Raw genomic sequence first — 17856 nt, 5'->3', positions numbered from 1 at the left:
GATGCGGCCGCGGCCGCCGCGTCCTCCGGCGCCGGCTGGGCCGGCTTCGCCTCGGCCGGCCCGGGGCGGGGCGGGGCCGCCTCCCGCGCCGGCGGGCGGGGCCCGGTCGCCACCGTGTAGTCGGGCACCACCCGCGCCTGGGTGCCGGTGATGACCAGCACCTTCTGGCCGATCGCCAGGGGCACCGTGTCCTTCTGGGTGACCGAGAGCAGCTCGTCCTTCTCGGTTCGCACGATGTATTCGAAGGCCGGGGTATCGACCGCGGCGGATTCGGTCGCGCGGCCGATCAGCCCGCCGACCAGCGCGCCGCTGACGCCTCCCAGCGCCTGGCCGATGCCGCCGCCCGGCGTCTGCGCGCCGAGCACGCCGCCGGCGGCGGCGCCCGCCGCGGCGCCGGTGCTGCCCTCGGCGCTGATCTGCACCTTGCGGACGCCGATGACCGCGCCGGGCTCGACCTTGTTCGCCTGCTGCACCGCGCGGGTGGCATAGGTGTCGGGCGAATAGCGCTCGGCACAGGCGGCCAGCAGGGAGGCGGCCAGCACGACCAAAGGGCGAAGATGGGGCAAGGGCGGATCCTTCTTTGGCGATGCTGGGCTGTCTAGAAGAAGCCGCGGCGGCTTGTCATCCCGCATGCGCGATCGGGCGGGATCCGCGACTCACCGCTTGCCCCCGCCGCCCCATCCGTGGTTTATGCGCCGCTTCCCTGCCGCCCGCGATGGCATCGCGCGCGGCTATGCCCATTCGTGCGCGCCGGCATCCTGCCGGCGCCCCTGGGCTGAGCAGCCATAGGGGGATCCATGCCACTGTACGAAAGCGTGTTCATCGCACGCAACGACATCACGCAGGCCCAGGTCGACGCCGTCGCCGACCAGGTCACCACCATCCTGGGCGAACAGGGCGGCGAGGTGAAGAAGCGTGAATACTGGGGCCTCCGCGGCCTCGCCTACCGCATCAAGAAGAACCGCAAGGGGCACTACATGCTCCTCGGCATCGACGCCTCCCCGGCCGCGATGCAGGAGGTCGAGCGCCAGCTCGGCCTGAACGAGGACGTGCTGCGCGTGCTGACCCTGCGGATCGAGGCGATCGACGAGGCGCCGTCGGCCATCCTGTCCCGCCGGGGCGAGGAGCGCGACCGCGACCGCGGCTTCCGCGGCCCGCGCCCGCCCGGGCGCTTCACCAGCGGCCGCCGCGACCGCGGCGACGAGCGCGAGGAATTCCGCGCCCGCCCGCGCGACGAAGTCGACCCCTCCACCGGCGGCGAGGAGTAAGCCCGCATGTCCGACCAGACCTCCCCCGACCTGACGCCTGCCGGCCGCCGTCCCGCGGTCGGCGCCCGCCGGCCCTTCTACCGCCGCCGCAAGTCCTGCCCCTTCTCCGGCCCGAACGCGCCGAAGATCGACTACAAGGACGTGCGCCTGCTGTCCCGCTTCCTGTCGGAGCGCGGCAAGATCGTGCCGAGCCGCATCACGGCCGTCAGCGCGAAGAAGCAGCGCGAGCTGGCCAATGCCATCAAGCGCGCCCGCTTCCTGGCCCTGCTGCCCTACGTCATCAACGACTGAGGCGACGGCCCGGACACGGGCCGCGCCGGGACGACGGAGCATGGGTGCGGTGAGCGCGCTGCGGCCGCAAGGCCAGGGGAGATGGCAAGGACTGCTCGGCGACCCCGGCCTGCTGGCCGGGGCGGCGGCCGGGCTCGTCTCGGCCATCCTGGCGCTCTGGGCCATGCGCGGCCTGCCGCTCGGCACCGGGCTGTTCTGGCTGGCCAGCTTCCCGGTCTTCGCCGCGGGCCTCGGCTTCGGCGCCGCCGCCGCGGTGCTCGCCGGGCTGCTGGCGACCTTGCTGGTCGCGCTGGTCCAGGGCGGCTTCGCCGCCATGACCTACCTGGTGCTCTTCGGGGTGCCGGCGCCGCTGCTGGTGGCGACGGCGCTGCGCGGGGGGAAGCTCGCGCTGTCCTTGCCGCTGGCGCTGCTCGGGCTCTGGCCGCTGCTGGTGCTGCTGGTCACCGCCGCCTTCCTGGCGAATGACGGCGGGCTGGAAGCGGCGATGCGGGACGCCATGGCGGCCTCGCTCCTCCGCCTCGGCATCCCGGCGCCCGAGGAATTCGTCGCCGCGCTGGTGCGGGTGAAGGCGGGCGCCATCGGCTTCTGGGCCGCCGTCTCCCTGCTGGCGAATGCGGTGGCGGCGGTGGGCTTCCTGGCCAGGCGCGGCCTGCTGGCGGTGCCCCACCCGGACTGGGCCGCGGTGCGGCTGCCGGCCTGGTACCCGGTGCTGCCGGCGGCCGCGCTCGGGCTCTTCCTGGCGATGCCGGCGGATGGCGACATCCTGGCGCTCTCGGCCCTGCTGCTGCTGCTGGTGCCGCTCTTCCTGCAGGGCGTCGCCGGCGTGCACGCGCGCCTGCGCGGCCGCAAGGGCCGGCGGCCGATGCTGGCCGGCTTCTACCTGCTGCTGGTGCTCTTCCTCCAGGTGATGGGCCCGGGTCTCGTCGCCCTCGGCCTCTACGACCAATTCCTGCGGCGCCCGGCGCCGCGCCAAAGCTGAAGACAGGTGCTACGCCAATGATCGAACTCATCCTGATGCAGCGTGTCGAGAAGCTCGGCCAGATGGGCGAGGTGGTGAAGGTCCGCCCGGGCTATGCCCGGAACTTCCTGCTCCCCAAGGGCCGCGCCATCCGCGCCAATGCCGAGAACCTGAAGCGCTTCGAGACCGACCGCGCCCAGCTCGAGGCGCAGAACCTGAAGCGCCGCGAGGAAGCCGAGCGGATCGGCGAGCGCGTCTCCGGCCTGACGGTCACCATCATCCGCCAGGCCGGCGAGTCGGGCAGCCTCTACGGCTCCGTCTCCGCCCGCGACATCGCCGAGGGCTGCAAGGAAGGCGGACTGACCGTCTCCCGCAACCAGGTCCTGCTGGAGCAGCCGATCAAGACGCTCGGCCTGACCAATGTCCGCGTCGAGCTGCACCCCGAGGTGCACATCAACGTCGTGGTCAACGTCGCCCGCTCCCTCGAGGAGGCCGAGCGCCAGGCCCGCGGCGAGGAGATCGTCCGCGAGGAGGAGCCGAGCCTCGAGGACGAGCTGCGCGCCGAGATCGGCGCCGCGATGGACGACCGCTGAGCGGCCCTGCCGCTTCGCCGGACGAGAGCAGGGGGCCCCAACGGGGCCCCTTCGCAATTCGGGGCCTTGCCGCGGCCGGCGCACGGCCCAACTCCGTGCCATGAACGTCATGACCGCTTCCGCCGGGCCGGGGATCGGGATCGCGCCGCTGCTGGCGCGCATCCCCGGCCTGCTCGGCGACCTCCGCTCCGACCATGCCGGGAAGACCGGCGCGGTGATGATCCAGCGCGGCATCCTGGCGCGCGCGACCGACCCGGCGATCCGCGCCTTCGCCACCGGGCCCCTGGCGACCGAGGCCGAGCACCTGCGGCTGCTGGAGGCGATGCTGGCGCCGGGCCAGCGCAGCATCCTGCTGCCCATCCGGCGCGTCGCCGGCTTCCTGCCGGCGCTGTTCGGCCCGCGCGCCAACTATGCCACGATCGAGGCGGTGGAAACCTTCGTCGACCACCACCATGCCGAGCGGATCGCCAAGCTTGACCATGCCGGCGCGGAAGGCGCGCTGCGCCGCCTGCTGGAGACCTGCCGGGGCGAGGCGGCGGCGGCGCTCGGCGGGGCGGCGCGCGGCCCGCTGCTGCGGGCCTGGGCCTTCGTGGTCGGCAGCGGCAGCGCGCCGGCGGTCAGCGCCGCGCGGCGGGTCTGACCATGGCCGAGCCGGAAGCCCCGCTGACCGTCTTCTACGACGGCGCCTGCCCGGTCTGCTCGCGCGAGGTCGCGCTCTACCGCGACCGCATCGGCGCGGCGGGCCTCGACTGGGTCGACGTCTCCCGCGCCGCGCCGGCGGGGCTGGACCAGGCCGCCGCCCTGGCCCGCATCCATGCGCGGCTGCCGGACGGCAGGCTGGTCTCGGGCGCCGCGGCCTTCGCCGCCATCTGGCAGCGCGTGCCGGGCTTCCGCTGGCTCGGCCGGCTGGCCGCCTGGGCGCCGGTGGCGCCGCTGGCCGAGCTCGGCTACCGCGGCTTCCTCCGCCTCCGGCGGCTCTGGCGGTGAGCGGGTCCGCCCTGGTCCTCGGCGCCGCGGGAGGCATCGGCGCGGCGCTGGTCGCGGCGCTCGGGGCCGAGGCGCGCTGGCGCCGGGTGATCGGCCTGTCGCGCCGCGGCGACCCGGTGGTCGACATCACCGACGAGGCGAGCCTCGCCGCCGCGGCCGCCTGGCTGGACGCCGAGGCGCCCGACCTGGCGCTGGTCGTGGTTGCCACCGGCTTCCTGCACGCCGGGCGCTTCCAGCCGGAGAAGGCGATGCGCCAGCTCGACCCCGGGCACATGGCGCAGTCCTTCGCGGTGAACGCGATCGGCCCGGCGCTGGCGATGAAGCACCTGCTGCCGCGGCTGCGGCGGGACGCGCCGGCGGTCTTCGCCGCGCTCTCGGCCCGGGTCGGCAGCATCGGCGACAACAGGCTCGGCGGCTGGTGGAGCTACCGGGCCTCGAAGGCCGCGTTGAACCAGCTGGTGCGGACCGCGGCGGTCGAGCTGCGGCGGAGCAACCCGGGGGCGGCGGTGGTCGCGATTCATCCGGGAACCGTCGACAGCGGCCTGTCTTCCCCTTTCTCCAAGGCGGGGCTTGAGGTCCAGCCGCCGGCCGAGGCGGCGCGGCGCATCCTGGACGTGCTGGCCGGGCCGCTGGAATCCGGCGGGTTCTATGATCATAAGGGCCAGCCCGTGCCGTGGTAGGGTCGATTCTGCAATGACGAAGGGGGACTCGGGATGGGGGGCAATGCCTTCGGGCCCTGGGTGGCGGCGATCGGGGCGCTGGTGCGCCAGGGCCGCGCGCGCGGCTGGGTCACGATCGACGAGGTGAACGCCGCGCTGGCCGCGCCCGATGTCTCGGCCGAGCTGATCGAGGATCTGCTGGAAGCCCTGGCCGACCTGAACATCGAGATTGCCGACGAGTCCGAGGCGCCGGTGCTGCGCGGGCCCTTCCCGGACCGGCTGGCGCGCGAGATCGGCCGGCTCGTCCGCTGGGGTCAGGAGCGCGGCTACGTCACCCGGGCCGAACTGCTGGCGGCCATGCCGCCCGACCAAGTGGAGGAGGCGCGGTTCAACGAGACGGTCGCCACGCTGCTGGGGATGGGGATCCGGGTGGTGGAGGGCTGAGGCTCAGCCGATCCCGAGGACGAGCACCAGGGCGCGGTTGATGCGCGGCATGGCGTCCTCGGCCAGGGCGCCGATGCGGGTGCCCAGATCGGCGCGCGGCACGGTGGTGATCCTGTCGATCATGGCGCGGCAGTCCGAAAAGCCCGGGGCGTGCCGGTCCGGCACCCAGATCTGCAGCGGGCGCAGGCCCTGGCGCCGCATGTTCTCGCGGTAGCGGCGGACCTTGTCGCGCCTGGCCTCCGCGGTCATCGAGTACCTCCCGGGTGACCTGTTGCCCCGGTCGGCCCCGTATTCGCGCGCCCGCAATTGCGAAGGGGCCCTTGCGGGCCCCTTGCTTCCGTCCGGTCGGCGCCCCGGTTCAGGCCGCCTTGGCCATCCCGCGCAGCACGTAGTGCAGGATGCCGCCGTTCTTGTAGTACTCGACCTCATCGGCCGTATCGATCCGGCTCATCACCTGGGTCCGGTCCACCGTGCCATCGGCGCGGCGGATGACGAATTCCAGGGTCTGGCGCGGCTTGAGGTCCTCGAGGCCGAGGATGTCGATCTGTTCGTCGCCCTTGATGTTCAGCGACTTGCGGTCCTGGCCGTTCATGAAGACCAGCGGCAGCACGCCCATGCCGACCAGGTTCGAGCGGTGGATGCGCTCGAAGCTCTCGGCGATCACCGCCTTCACGCCGAGCAGGAAAGTGCCCTTCGCCGCCCAGTCGCGCGAAGACCCCGTGCCGTATTCCTTGCCGCCGAAGACCACCAGCGGCACGCCCTCGGCCTTGTAGCGCATGGCGACGTTGTAGATCGGCGCCACCTCGCCCGAGGGGTAGTGCTTGGAGACGCCGCCCTCGGTCCCCGGCACCATCTCGTTCTTGATGCGGATATTGGCGAAGGTGCCGCGCATCATGACCTCATGGTTGCCGCGGCGGGCGCCGTAGCTGTTGAAGTCGTTCTGCCGGACTTGGTGCTCCAGCAGGTATTCGCCGGCTGGGCTGGTCTTGCGGATGTTGCCGGCCGGGGAGATGTGGTCGGTGGTGATGCTGTCGGCGAGCTCGGCCAGGATGCGGGCGCCGTGCACCGACTGCACCGGCGTCAGCTCGGCCGTCATGCCCTCGAAATAGGGCGGGTTCTGCACGTAGGTGGAGCCCGAGTTCCAGCGATAGGTGTCGCTGTCCGCATCGACGCGGATCGCCTGCCACTGCGCCGGGCCCTTGAAGACGTCGCCGTACTTGTCGAGGAACATGCCGCGCGTCACGCAGTCATGGACGGTGTCGTTCACCTCCTGCTGGGTCGGCCAGATGTCCTTCAGGTAGACCGGCTGGCCGTCCGAGCCGTTGCCGATCGGCTCCTTGGTCAGGTCCTTGGTCACCGTGCCGGCCAGGGCGTAGGCGACCACCAGCGGCGGCGAGGCCAGGTAGTTGGCGCGAACGTTGGCGTGGACGCGGCCCTCGAAGTTGCGGTTGCCGGAGAGCACGCCGGCGACCACCAGCTTCTCGTTCTCGATGGCGTCGACGATCGGGTCCGGCAGCGGGCCGGAGTTGCCGATGCAGGTGGTGCAGCCATAGCCGACGGTCTGGAAGCCGATGGCGTCGAGGTCGGCCTGCAGGCCCGAGCTCTCGTAGTATTCGGTGACCACCTGGCTGCCGGGGGCGAGCGAGGTCTTCACCCAGGGCTTCGGCGTCAGCCCCTTGGCCCGCGCCTTCCGCGCCACCAGCCCCGCCGCGATCATGACGTAGGGGTTCGAGGTATTGGTGCAGGAGGTGATGGCGGCGATCACCACGTCGCCGTGGCCGAGGTCGTAGTTGGCGCCCTCGATGGCGACGCGCTTGCTCGCCTGGTCGCCCGGGACGCCCATGGCACCGGCCGCCAAGTCCTTGGCGAAGGAGGTCGCGGCGCTGGCCAGCGCGACGCGGTCCTGCGGCCGCTTCGGCCCGGCCATGGACGGCTCGACCGTGCCCATGTCGAGCTCGAGCGTGTCGGTGAAGACCGGGTCGGGCGAGGCGCTGTCGCGCCACATGCCCTGCGCCTTGGCATATTCCTCGACCAGCTTCACCCGGTGCTCGTCGCGGCCGGACAGGCGGAGGTAGCCGATGGTCATGGCGTCCACCGGGAAGAAGCCGCAGGTCGCGCCGTATTCCGGGGCCATGTTGCCGATCGTCGCGCGGTCGGCCAGCGGCAGGTCGTCGAGGCCGGCGCCGAAGAACTCGACGAACTTGCCGACCACGCCCTTCTTGCGCAGCATCTGCGTGACGGTCAGCACCAGGTCGGTGGCGGTGACGCCCTCGCGCAGCTTGCCGGTCAGCTTGAAGCCGATGACGTCGGGGATCAGCATGGCGATGGGCTGGCCGAGCATGGCCGCCTCCGCCTCGATCCCGCCGACGCCCCAGCCGAGCACGCCGAGGCCGTTCACCATGGTGGTGTGGCTGTCGGTGCCGTAGCAGCTGTCGGGGTAGACGAAGGTGTCGCCGGTGTCCTGCGCGGTCCAGACGACCTGCGCCAGGTATTCGAGGTTCACCTGGTGGCAGATGCCGGTGCCCGGCGGCACGACGCGGAAATTGTCGAAGGCCGACTGGCCCCAGCGGAGGAACTCGTAGCGCTCGCCGTTCCGCTCGAACTCGATGTCGACATTCTGCTTGAGGGCGGTGGGCGTGCCGGAGACGTCGACCATGACGGAATGGTCGATGACGAGGTCGACCGGCAGCAGCGGGTTCACCTTGCGCGGGTCGCCGCCCAGCTTGATGATCCCGTCGCGCATCGCCGCGAGGTCGACCACCGCGGGAACGCCCGTGAAGTCCTGCAGCAGGATGCGGGCCGGGCGGAACGGCACCTCCTTCTCGGAATGGCCGGAGGGCAGCCAGCCCGCCACCGACTTCGCGTCCTCGACCGTGTAGCTGCTGCCGTTCTCGTAGCGCAGCACGTTCTCGAGCAGCACCTTGAGGCTGTAGGGCAGGCGGCTGACGTCGCCGATGCTCTTGGCCGCCTCGGGCAGGCTGAAGTAATGGTAGGTCTTGCCGTCCACCGTCAGGGTACGGCGGGTCTTCAGGCTGTCCTGCCCGATCATCCGCATGATCCGGAACCTTCTCCGTTCGTCGCGCGCCGTTGCGGCGCACCACTGGGGCGGGTTTAAGCATGGCGCCGCGTGACGGTCCACGGGGCGCGCAATTCCAAGGGACTGGGTCGGATAATGCTGGAGGCGCGGGACCTCGCCTGCCTGAGGGGCGAGAGGGTGGTCTTCGCCGGCCTGTCCTTCCGGCTCGAGCCGGGCGGCGCCCTGCTGCTGGTCGGCGCCAATGGCGCGGGGAAGTCGACCTTGCTGCGGCTGCTGGCCGGGCTGCTGCGGCCGGAGGCGGGCGCGCTGCTCTGGGACGGCGCCGATGCCCTGGCCGACCGCGCGGCGCATGCCGCCCGCATCCGCTACCTCTCGCACCAGGATGCGCTGAAGCCGGCGCTGACGGCGCGGGAGAACCTGCACTTCTTCGCGCAGCTCTGGGGCGGGGAGGTGGCGGCGGCGCTGGATGCGCTCGACCTGCTGCCGCTGGCGGAGCTGCCGGCGCGGGTGCTGTCCTCCGGCCAGAAGCGCCGGCTGGCGCTGGCGCGGCTGGGACTGTCCGATCCTGCCCGCCGCGCCCCGCTCTGGCTGCTGGACGAGCCGACGGTCGGGCTCGACGCGGCCTCGGTCGGGAAGCTCGGCGCGCTGCTGGCGCGGCACCGGGCGGCGGGCGGGATGGTGCTGGCGGCGACCCACCTGCCGCTGCCCATGCCGGGCGCGGGGGAGCTGCGGCTCTGAGAGCCTGGATGGCGCTGCTCGCGCGCGAGTTGCGCCTCGCCCTCCGCCACCCCGCCGACACGCTGGCGGCGGTGCTGTTCTTCGTCCTGGTCGCCGCGCTCTTCCCCTTCGGTGTCGGGCCGGCGCCGGAGACGCTTGCCCGCCTCGCCCCCGGCGCGCTGCTGGCCGCGGCGTTGCTGGCCGCACTGCTGCCGCTGGACCGGCTGTTCGGCGCGGATGCCGAGGACGGAACGCTGGACCAATTGCTGCTCTCGGGCCTTGCCCCCCCCGCGGTCGCCCTGGCCAAGGCCGCGGCGCACTGGCTGACCACCGGCCTGCCGCTGCTGCTGGCGACCCCGGTCGCCGCCGCCATGCTGAACCTGCCGGTGGAAGCCTGGGGCGCGGCCATGGCGGCGCTCGGCTTGGCCGCCGGCTTCCTTTCGCTGCTGGGGACCGCCGGTGCGGCACTGACCCTCGGCGCCCGGCGCGGCGGCGTGCTGCTGCCGCTGCTGGTGCTGCCGCTGGCGATCCCCGCCGTGATCTTCGGCGCCGCGGGGATCGAGGCGGCTGCCTCGGGCCTCGAGGCCCGCCCCTATCTGCTGCTGCTGGCGGCGCTGCTGGCCGCCGCCCTGCCGCTGGCGCCACTGGCCGCTGGCGCGGCGCTGCGGGTGGAATAGCGCCGACCCAGACCGAACCGGGAGGAAGACACCAGGATGCTGCCCGAAGCCCTGCAATGGATCAGCGAGCACCGCACCGGGATGGTGATCCTGGTCGGCGTCATGATCCTGACGATTCTGGCGCGGCGGCGCTGACGCCCCCCTTGGCCGTTGCCGGAGAGCCGCTGCATGCTTCCCGGACCATCCGGAGGGAAGACGGCCCATGCCCGAAGCCACGCCCCTGCAACCGCTCTTCGCCGCCCGGGTCACCGGGATCGACCTGCGCCGCGGCGTGGCCGCGGAGCAGGCCGCCTGGCTGCGCGCGGCGCTGGACCGTCATTCCGTGCTGGTGCTGCCGGGCCAGGACATCGACGACGCGCAGCAGATCGCCTTCTCCGAGGCCTTCGGACCGCTGGAGGCGACGCGCCCCGGCGCCCGCGGCGCCGGCAGCCCGCTGATCGTGCTCAGCAACATGGATGCAGAGGGGCGGATCGCGCCGCCCACCGACCGGCAGGTGCTGAACAACCTGGCGAACCGCCACTGGCACCACGACAGCAGCTTCAAGCCGATCCCCGCCCGCGCCTCGGCGCTCTCGGCGCGCGCCATCCCGGCCCGCGGCGGGGAGACCGAATTCGCCGGCATGCGCGCGGCCTGGGCAGGCTTGCCGGACGCGCTGCGGGCGCAGGTGCGCGGCCGCGTGGCGGTGCACGACTTCGGCTGGTCGCGCGGCCGCATCGCGCCCGAACTGGTGAGCGAGGCGGAGCGCGCCCAGCACCCGCCGGTGCGCCAGGCGATGCTGCTCGAGGAAAACCCGCACGGGCCGGCGCTCTATCTCGGCGCGCATGCCCGCAGCGTGGAGGGGCTGGACGAGGCCGCGGGGCGGGCGCTGATCGAGGCGCTGATGGCGCATGCGACGCAGCCGGGCTTCGTCTACCGGCACGTCTGGGCACCGCACGACATCGTGGTCTGGGACAACCGCGCGGTGCTGCACCGTGCCACGCCCTTCGACAGCACGACAGAGCGGCGGCTGATGGTGCGGACGACGATCGCCGGCGAGAAGCCCACCCTGGCGGCGGCGGCGTAGAAGGCCAGGGGAGAAGGTACTCTCCCCCGGACCCCCTCATCTATTTCTGGGAGTCGGCACCCTCCGCGCGACGAGTGCCGACTCCCAAATAGCAAGGGTGGGGTTTGGGGAGGGAATGCTTTTCCCTCCCCGATCGTCTCACCCCGGCAGGATGGCGGCATGCGCCAGGTTCGACAGCACGTCCATCCGCTGGTTGTGGAAGACCTCCGTCTGCCGGCAGTTCGAGAAGAAGGCGAAGCTGACCCCGCTCGCCGGGTCCGCCCAGCAATAGGACGACCCCACGCCGCCATGCCCGAAGGTCCGCGGATGGGCGATGGCGCCGAGGCCGCGCGCCACCGGGAATTCGCCCCGCGAATGCGGCCCGATGCCGCGGTTCATCGGCAGGCCCATGTATTCGTCGATGCGGTCGCCGGTGAAGTTGCGGGTGACGAACTCGATCATCCGCGGCGAGAGCACGCGGGTCCCGTTCAGCTGCCCGCCCTGCGCCAGCATCTGGTAGAAGGCCGCCATGCCGCGCGCGCTGCCGTAGCCGCCGCCGCCGGGGATGCCGGCCAGCTGGTGCAGCGGGTGGTTCTCGCCGTCGCGCGCGGGGAAGCGGCCCTCGGCCGGCGGGTCGTAGATGAAGGCGGCGCGGTTCTGCTGCGCTTCCGGCAGGCCGACGAAGACCTCGTCCGCCAGGCCGAGCGGGGCGATGACACGGTCGCGGATGAAGTGGCGGTAATCCTGGCCGGTGATCGCCTCGATCAGCACCGCTGCGGTCCAGTGCGCCGAGGCCGGGTGGTAGCGGACCTTGCTGCCGGGCGTCCATTCCAGGGTGAAGTTGCAGACCGTGCGGCGCAGCAGCGCGTGGTCCTGCATGTGCTCCGGCGGCACCACGGCGGAGGGGAAGCCGCCCTGGTGCGTCAGCAGCTGCAGCACGGTGACCTCGCCCTTGCCGTTGGCGGCGAATTCCGGGACGTGCTGGGCGATGGTGTCGTGGAAGCGGAGCAGCCCGTCCTCGACCAGCATCCAGACCGCGGCGGCGGTGACGACCTTGGTGTTGGAATACATCAGGAAGAGGCTGCGGGCGTCGGCGGCGATATCGGGCGAAGCATTGTCCCGCGCGCCTTGCGCGACGCGGGCCTTCCCGAAGCTGCGGAACAGCGCCAGCTTGCCGTGCCGGGCGACCGCGACCTGCGCGCCGGGATGGTGGCCTTCCGCCACGTGGCGCTCGATGGTGGCGCAGAGCCGCTCGAGCGGGCGGGGGTCGAGGCCGAGGGCCTCCGGGTTGGATTCGGGCAGCGGGAAGCTCATCGGACGGTTCTCCTGGTTGTTTGGCCTTCCGATTCAGACCTTCGGGCAGCGCCCTCCGGTCATCGGGTGGCAGGGTCAGGCGGCCTCGCGGTATTCCTCCGCCAGCGCCGGCATGACCTCGCGCGCGAAGAGCGTGGCGGAGCGCAGCATCTCGGCATGGCTCTGGTCGCCGAAGGCGAAGCGGCTGACGACATAGTTCACGCCGGTCGCCGCCACCTGCGCCCTGAGCGCGTCGCGTACCCGCGCCGGCGTGCCGGCGAAGGCAAGGCCGGCCGCCTCGGCATCGGCGAAATCCTCGCTCATCACGGCGTTCACCGGCGCCGCGCCGTGCCTGCGCCAGAGCTTGAGGAAGCTGATGGCATGCACCCGCCAGGCGCGCCGGGCCACCGCCCGGGCCTCCTCCGCCGTCTCGGCGATGACCATGGCGCGCGACAGGCCGATGCAGGGCAGCGGCTCCGGCCGGGTCCATTCGCCGCGGAAGCGGGCGACGATGTCGGCGATGCGTTGCGTCGGCCCGTTGCAGACCGTGGCGAAGCCGCCCTGCGCGGCGCGCACGGCATGGTCCACGGTCGCGCTCGGCATCCAGAGCGGCGGGTGCGGGCGCTGCTTCGGCCGCAGCACGACGGGGACGTCGCGGCACCGCCAGTAGCGGCCCTCGAAGGTGACCTCCTCCTGCGTCAGGGCGCGCAGCAGCAGGTCGAGGCCTTCGCGCAGCATCGCCGGGCTCTCCGCCGCGTCGACGCCATGATAGCCGAGCTCGAAGGGCGAGACGCCGCGGCCGATGCCGAGCTCGAAGCGGCCGTTGCTGAGGTGGTCGAGCAGGCAGACCTCCTCGGCGACCTGCAGGGGATGCCGCAGCGGCAGGATGTAGACCAGGGGCCCGAGCCGGATGCGCGTGGTGCGCTGCGCGACGGCGCTCAGCCAGGCGCCGGTGGCGGGCGTCGCCGAGAGCGGCGTCGCATGGTGCTCGCTGACGTGGTAGCGGTCGAAGCCGGCCTGGTCGTAGAAGGCGGCGAGCTGCAGGCGCGATTCGTAGTGCGCGCCGAGGTCCGCCGCGCCGAGGTCGTTCTGGTCGAAGATGCCGAACTGCATCGCTGGCTCCTCCCGCCCTTTCGGGGGAGCCTAGCAGGTGGTTTTTCGGGGGACCAGGAAGGGAAGGTTGGGGAGGAAAGCATTTCCTCCCGTCGGACGCATGCGTCCAACCCCTTCGTAGGTTTGCGTGGTCGGCTGCCGCCGCGCGGCGAATGCCGGGCTCCCAGAAATGGATGAGGGGTCCGGGGAGAATACCTTCTCCCCGGCGTTACCTTCAGTCCGGCTGGATCCGCGCCCGCCGCACCACCTCGGCCCAGCGCGCCGCATCCGCCTCGATCACCCGGCCCAGCGCCTCGGGCGGCGCCGTCACGGGCTCGAGGCCGAGCGCGGCGACGCGCTCCGCGACCTCCGGCTTCGCCAGCACGCCGTCGAGCGCCGCGTTCACCCGCGCCAGGATCGCCGGATCGGTGCCCGCGGGGGCGACGATGCCGTGCCAGCCCACCGCCGTGGCGCCGGGCAGCCCGGCCTCGGTGAGCGTCGGCACCTCGGGCAACGAATGGGTGCGCCCGGCGGAGGAGACGAAGAGGCCGCGCAACCGGCCGATCTTCACGTGGTCGGTGACCGCGCCGATGTTGATCAGCACGCCCTGCAGCGTGCCGCCCAGCAGGTCGTTCACCGCCAGGGCGCCGCCCTTGTAGGGCACATGCGTCCAGCGGATCTCGGCGGCGGCCTGGATCTGCTCGCCGAGCAGGTGCGCCAGGCTGCCATTGCCCGGCGTGCCGACCGCGACCGGGCTGCGCCGGGCCAGCTCGACGAAGTCGGCGAAGCTGCGGGCCGGGCTGTCGGCGCGCACCACGAGGATCTGCGGCACCCGCACGCCTTGCGCCACCGGGGCGAAGCCGGTCACGTCGAAGCCGAGCTTCGGGAAGAGCGTCTTGTTGATCGAAAGGCTGTCGGACCCCGCCAGCAGCGTATAGCCGTCCGGCCTGGCGCGGGCGACATGCTCGTAGCCGATGTTGCTGCCGGCGCCGGGCATGTTCTCGACCAGCACGTTCTGGCCGAGCGCATCCGTCAGGTGCCGGGCGAACAGCCGCGCGACGATGTCCTGGCTGCCGCCAGGGGCCACGGGCACGACGTAGCGGATGGACCGCTCGGCCGGCCAGGCCTGGGCCAGCGCCGGGCGCGCCAGGACGGCGGCGCCGAGCGCGAGGAGGGAGCGGCGGTGCATCTCAGACCCTTTCCAGCCGCCGGCGGCGGAGGCCGAGCGGCGCGCCGGCATCGCGCGCCGGCTGGTAGGCGATGTCGACCAGGTCGGCCGAGCGGGTCCAGACCGCGGGATCGGCGCCTTCGGGCAGCTGCACCGTGCTGACGCCGCAGCGCAGCAGCATGCGGTACTGGTCGGGCAGGACATGGCCGGTGGCGCGGATCTCGCCCTGGAAGCCGTGATGCTCGCGCAAGCTCCTGGCCTGGGTGAAGGCGCGGCCGTCCTTCGACTTCGGCAGCAGCACCGCGACCAGCGACAGCCGCGGCAGCAGGTCGGCGATTTCCTCCGGCTGCGTCGCCGGGTCGAGCGCCAGGCCGAGCGGCGCGTTGCGCCCGGCAAGGTCCTCGGCGCGCAGCCGCGCCAGGGTCAGGATCGCCGGGGGGTCCGGCAGCGGGGCGTCATCGGCGACCGTCACCCAGTCGTCGGCGACCAGGCGGCCATCCTCAAGCAACGGCATAGAGCGCTTCCTTGAACGGCGCGAGGCCGATGCGGCGATAGGTGTCGACGAAGCGCTCGCCCGCGGCGCGGTGCGCGACATAGGTGCGGAGGATGGTCTCCACCGCATCGGTGACGGCATCGTAGGCGAAGCCCGGCCCGACCAGCTCGCCGATCGCGGCGTCGTTGGTCGCGCTGCCGCCGAGGGTGATCTGGTAGCTCTCGGCGCCGCGCTTGTCGACGCCGAGGATGCCGATATGGCCGACATGGTGGTGCCCGCAGGCATTGATGCAGCCGGAGATGTTGATGAAGCACTCGCCGATGTCGAGCTGGCGATCCAGGCTGGCGAAGCGCTCCGAGATCATCTGCGCGACGGGGATGCTGCGGGCGGTCGCCAGCGCGCAATAGTCCATCCCCGGGCAGGCGATGATGTCGCTGATCAGGCCGATGTTCGGCGTCGCCAGCCCGGCCGCGCGCAGTCCGTCCCAGACCGCGAGCAGATCCTCCTGCCGAACGTGCGGCAGCACCAGGTTCTGCACGTGGGTGACGCGGATCTCGCCGAAGGAGTGCCGCTCGGCCAGCGTCGCCACCGCCTCCATCTGCTCGGCCGAGGCGTCGCCGGGGATGCCGCCGATCGGCTTCAGCGAGATGGTGACCGAGGCATAGCCCGGCGCCTTGTGGGCGCGCACGCTCTGCTTCGCCCAGGCGGCGAATTCGGCATTGCCGTCCAGCGCCTGCGCATAGGCCTGCGGGTTGTCCGGCAGCGCGGCGAAGGGCGGCGGGGCGAAGTGGGACGCGATCTGGTCGACGATCTCGGGGTCCAGCCGGTACTTCCGCTTCGGCAGCCGGGCGAACTCGGCCTCGACCCGCTCCGCGAACTCGTCGCCGAGGTCGCGCACCAGGATCTTGATGCGCGCCTTGTAGATGTTGTCGCGGTTGCCGAGCGCGTTGTAGACGCGCAGCACCGCTTCCAGGTAGGCCAGGAACTCGTCCTCGCCCACCCAGTCGCGGATCTTCCGCGCCAGCACCGGGGTGCGGCCGAGGCCGCCGCCGGCCCAGACCTCGAAGCCGGTCTCGCCCGCCGCGTTCTTCCGCACCACCACGCCGACATCGTGCGCCTGCAGCGCCACGCGGTCATGCGGCGCGCCGGTGATGGCGATCTTGAACTTGCGCGGCAGCCAGGTGAATTCCGGGTGCAGCGTCGACCATTGCCGGATGATCTCGGCATAGACGCGCGGGTCGGCGACCTCGTCCGGCGAGGCGCCGGCATACTCGTCCGTGGTGGTGTTGCGGATGCAGTTGCCGCTGGTCTGGATGGCATGCATGTCGACATCCGCGAGCGCGCGCATGATGTCGGGCACGTCCTCCAGCCTGGTCCAGTTGAACTGGATGTTCTGCCGCGTGGTGAAATGGCCGAAGCCGCGGTCCCAGCGGCGGGCGATCATCGCGAGCTGGCGGAGCTGCGTCGCGTTCAGGATGCCGTAGGGAATGGCGATCCGGTACATGTAGGCATGCAGCTGGAGGTAGAGGCCGTTCATCAGCCGCAGCGGCTTGAACTCGTCCTCGGTCAGCGCGCCGGCGAGGCGGCGTTCGACCTGGCCGCTGAACTCGGCGATGCGCTCCTGCAGGAACTCGCGGTCCACCTCGTCATAGCGGTAGGTCCGCGCATGCGGCGGGTAGGCCGGGGCGGGCAGGGCGGTGACGTCGACATAGGCGTTCATCGGGCGGGATCCCGCAGATCAGGAGGCGAGGCGGTAGGCGGGCGGCTCGGCATCGACCGAGGGCCCCTGGACGCGCAGCCGCTCGCGGAACTTGACCGGCTCGGGGCGGCCGGCCTGCAGCGCGACCTCGACGCCATAGGCGCCGACGACCTGCTGGGCGCGTTCCCCGGCCTGGGCGAGGGCCTGGCCGGCGGCGGCTTCGGCGGGCGGGAAGACATGGGCCTCGGCGATCGTCTCCGCCCAGGCGCCGGCGCCGGCCAGCCAGACGACGCGGCCGTCGCGCAGGCGGTTGGCGGTGAAGACCATGGGCGCGGTGGCGGGCTTTGCCTTCGCCGGGCTGCTCATCGGATGGATTTCCTCGCGGGCGGGCATGGAAGGCGGGGTCTGCACGATCGCCGCCGATGTGACCGAAGATTTAACGGTCCAGCGAAGGGTATTCAAGGGCATCCACAGCCAGGATGGCCTGCAATCCGCGCATGGCCGCTGGCGACGGTTAGTGCGCCGGACAGCGAATGGTGCGGAGCACTGGTTGTTCAGCCGACCCGCCGGCAGGACGCGGCCATGGGAGCGGCAAGGGCTGGCCGGGGAATCACGCACGTGGAAAGTGAAATGTCTGACCGGCGCCCGCGGAGGCCCGACCGTCCGGTAGCGCACATTCAGGGGAGGCGCGACGGCTTGACCATCCGCCTCGGTCGCCGGCCGGTCGGGATAATGACTCCGGTGCGAAGGAATGCTATGGTTTCAACCCGATGGCAAAGCCGGCCGCTCCTGGCACGCGGCCGCCGGCGGAACCAGATGCGGAACTTCGGCATGGGTCGCGACCCCGACAGGTGCTCCTTCGACGGACCGTCCTGCCGCCGCCCCCTCGGGGGCGGCGCGGTGCCGCGGCCGTTCGGTTCAGACCTGCCGCAGGAGATTTGTCCGGCATGAAGGCACAGGCCAGCGGCAAGGGGGCCAGCGGCAAGGCGGCAGCCTCCCGCGGCACTCCGGCAAAGCCGCCCGCCAAGGCGGCGCGCCCGGCCGCCAAACCCAAGCAGGTCGCGGAGGCGCGTCGCAGCGCCGCGGCCAAGCCGGCCGCCGCCAAGCCGGTGGCCAAGGCCGCGGTCAAGGTCCCGCCCCGGCCCACCGCGAAGCCGGCGCCGAAGCCCGCGGCGAAGGCTCCCGCGGCCCGGACCGCAACCGCCGCGGCCGTGAAGCCGGCCGCCGCGGTTGTGGCCGCGCCGCCAAGGCCTGCCGCCGCGAAGCCCGCGCCCAGGGCTGCCGTCGCGCCAGCCGCGCCCCGCCCCGCCGCCGCGAAGCCCGCGACGGCGAAGCAGTCCGCCCCGATCCCGGCGGCCGCGCCACCGCCGCAGAAGACCCCTTCCCCGAAAAAACAGGCCGCGCCCCGGCCGCCGGCGGCGCAGGCCCCGCCGCCGAG

Annotated in this window: 20 protein-coding genes and 1 pseudogene; 12 read left to right on the top strand and 9 right to left on the bottom strand. The window is 72.4% G+C overall.

The window, feature by feature from the left end; all coding sequences use genetic code 11:
- A partial coding sequence (locus E2C06_RS31005; RefSeq protein ID WP_133292442.1) for an outer membrane lipoprotein occupies positions 1 to 566 on the bottom strand: 566 nt, incomplete at its 3' end.
- A 231-nt stretch (positions 567 to 797) separates the two neighbouring features.
- Between E2C06_RS31005 and rpsF the strand changes: the two genes are divergently transcribed.
- The 8 genes from rpsF to E2C06_RS30965 all read left to right on the top strand — a co-directional run bounded on the left by rpsF (position 798) and on the right by E2C06_RS30965 (position 5200).
- Positions 798 to 1268, top strand: a complete 471-nt coding sequence (gene rpsF / locus E2C06_RS31000) for a 30S ribosomal protein S6 (RefSeq protein WP_133292441.1) — start codon at positions 798 to 800, stop codon at positions 1266 to 1268.
- 6 nt (positions 1269 to 1274) lie between these two features.
- The gene (rpsR, locus tag E2C06_RS30995) at positions 1275 to 1559 is read left to right on the top strand and encodes a 30S ribosomal protein S18 (protein ID WP_133292440.1); all 285 of its coding nucleotides are present in this window, start codon (positions 1275 to 1277) and stop codon (positions 1557 to 1559) included.
- A gap of 40 nt (positions 1560 to 1599) precedes the next feature.
- The gene (locus E2C06_RS30990) at positions 1600 to 2538 is read left to right on the top strand and encodes a hypothetical protein (protein WP_133292439.1); all 939 of its coding nucleotides are present in this window, start codon (positions 1600 to 1602) and stop codon (positions 2536 to 2538) included.
- Between the two features lie 17 nt (positions 2539 to 2555).
- Positions 2556 to 3110 (top strand): 50S ribosomal protein L9, encoded by a 555-nt coding sequence (gene rplI, locus E2C06_RS30985; RefSeq protein WP_133292438.1) that lies wholly within the window; start codon positions 2556 to 2558, stop codon positions 3108 to 3110.
- A gap of 109 nt (positions 3111 to 3219) precedes the next feature.
- Positions 3220 to 3750, top strand: a complete 531-nt coding sequence (locus E2C06_RS30980) for a demethoxyubiquinone hydroxylase family protein (protein WP_133292437.1) — start codon at positions 3220 to 3222, stop codon at positions 3748 to 3750.
- A 2-nt stretch (positions 3751 to 3752) separates the two neighbouring features.
- Entirely contained in the window at positions 3753 to 4097 is a 345-nt protein-coding gene (locus tag E2C06_RS30975) for a thiol-disulfide oxidoreductase DCC family protein (RefSeq protein WP_133292436.1), read from the top strand.
- A complete protein-coding gene (locus E2C06_RS30970) occupies positions 4094 to 4777 on the top strand; it encodes an SDR family NAD(P)-dependent oxidoreductase (protein ID WP_133292435.1) in 684 nt (227 codons plus the stop codon). The genes E2C06_RS30975 and E2C06_RS30970 overlap by 4 nt, the downstream gene beginning before the upstream one ends.
- A 33-nt stretch (positions 4778 to 4810) precedes the next feature.
- Complete coding sequence (locus E2C06_RS30965; protein WP_133292434.1) at positions 4811 to 5200, top strand: RNA polymerase sigma factor region1.1 domain-containing protein; 390 nt, start codon at positions 4811 to 4813, stop codon at positions 5198 to 5200.
- A gap of 3 nt (positions 5201 to 5203) precedes the next feature.
- On the opposite strand, the gene E2C06_RS30960 is transcribed toward E2C06_RS30965, so the two are convergent.
- Both E2C06_RS30960 and acnA read right to left on the bottom strand, forming a co-directional pair.
- Positions 5204 to 5449 carry an antitoxin MazE-like protein gene (locus tag E2C06_RS30960; protein ID WP_133292433.1) on the bottom strand — a complete coding sequence of 82 codons (246 nt, stop codon included), beginning with the start codon at positions 5447 to 5449 and terminating at the stop codon, positions 5204 to 5206.
- 109 nt (positions 5450 to 5558) lie between these two features.
- Positions 5559 to 8255 (bottom strand): aconitate hydratase AcnA, encoded by a 2697-nt coding sequence (gene acnA / locus E2C06_RS30955; RefSeq protein WP_133292432.1) that lies wholly within the window; start codon positions 8253 to 8255, stop codon positions 5559 to 5561.
- 117 nt (positions 8256 to 8372) lie between these two features.
- On the opposite strand from acnA, the gene ccmA reads away from it, so the two are divergent.
- From ccmA to E2C06_RS30940, 3 genes are all read left to right on the top strand, one after another.
- On the top strand, positions 8373 to 8975 hold the full coding sequence (ccmA, locus tag E2C06_RS30950; RefSeq protein ID WP_133292431.1) for a heme ABC exporter ATP-binding protein CcmA: 603 nt from the start codon (positions 8373 to 8375) through the stop codon (positions 8973 to 8975).
- An 8-nt stretch (positions 8976 to 8983) separates the two neighbouring features.
- Entirely contained in the window at positions 8984 to 9631 is a 648-nt protein-coding gene (gene ccmB / locus E2C06_RS30945; protein ID WP_133292430.1) for a heme exporter protein CcmB, read from the top strand.
- A 202-nt stretch (positions 9632 to 9833) separates the two neighbouring features.
- On the top strand, positions 9834 to 10694 hold the full coding sequence (locus tag E2C06_RS30940; protein WP_133292429.1) for a TauD/TfdA dioxygenase family protein: 861 nt from the start codon (positions 9834 to 9836) through the stop codon (positions 10692 to 10694).
- Between the two features lie 138 nt (positions 10695 to 10832).
- Here E2C06_RS30940 and E2C06_RS30935 read toward each other — a convergent pair whose 3' ends face one another.
- The 6 genes from E2C06_RS30935 to E2C06_RS30910 form a co-directional block, all read right to left on the bottom strand.
- Entirely contained in the window at positions 10833 to 11987 is a 1155-nt protein-coding gene (locus E2C06_RS30935) for a serine hydrolase domain-containing protein (RefSeq protein WP_133292428.1), read from the bottom strand.
- Positions 11988 to 12062: 75 nt separating this feature from the next.
- Complete coding sequence (locus E2C06_RS30930; RefSeq protein ID WP_133292427.1) at positions 12063 to 13079, bottom strand: LLM class flavin-dependent oxidoreductase; 1017 nt, start codon at positions 13077 to 13079, stop codon at positions 12063 to 12065.
- Between the two features lie 214 nt (positions 13080 to 13293).
- Positions 13294 to 14247, bottom strand: coding sequence for a Bug family tripartite tricarboxylate transporter substrate binding protein (locus E2C06_RS30925; RefSeq protein ID WP_165982775.1), 954 nt, complete (start codon positions 14245 to 14247; stop codon positions 13294 to 13296).
- Between the two features lies 1 nt (position 14248).
- Entirely contained in the window at positions 14249 to 14740 is a 492-nt protein-coding gene (locus E2C06_RS30920) for a DUF934 domain-containing protein (RefSeq protein WP_133292425.1), read from the bottom strand.
- The gene (locus E2C06_RS30915) at positions 14727 to 16439 is read right to left on the bottom strand and encodes a nitrite/sulfite reductase (protein WP_133292424.1); all 1713 of its coding nucleotides are present in this window, start codon (positions 16437 to 16439) and stop codon (positions 14727 to 14729) included. Before E2C06_RS30915 ends, E2C06_RS30920 begins: the two co-directional genes overlap by 14 nt.
- Before the next feature lie 18 nt (positions 16440 to 16457).
- Positions 16458 to 16784, bottom strand: coding sequence for a DUF2849 domain-containing protein (locus tag E2C06_RS30910; RefSeq protein ID WP_133292423.1), 327 nt, complete (start codon positions 16782 to 16784; stop codon positions 16458 to 16460).
- Positions 16785 to 17365: 581 nt separating this feature from the next.
- Between E2C06_RS30910 and E2C06_RS38925 the strand changes: the two are divergent.
- A pseudogene (locus E2C06_RS38925) lies at positions 17366 to 17856 on the top strand (hypothetical protein); the annotation flags it as partial.

This window comes from Dankookia rubra (assembly GCF_004355005.1).
GTDB classification, from domain to species: domain Bacteria; phylum Pseudomonadota; class Alphaproteobacteria; order Acetobacterales; family Acetobacteraceae; genus Paracraurococcus; species Paracraurococcus ruber_A.
The sequence above is the reverse complement of the archived record's forward strand: the minus strand, read 5'-3'. Positions and strand labels throughout refer to the sequence as shown.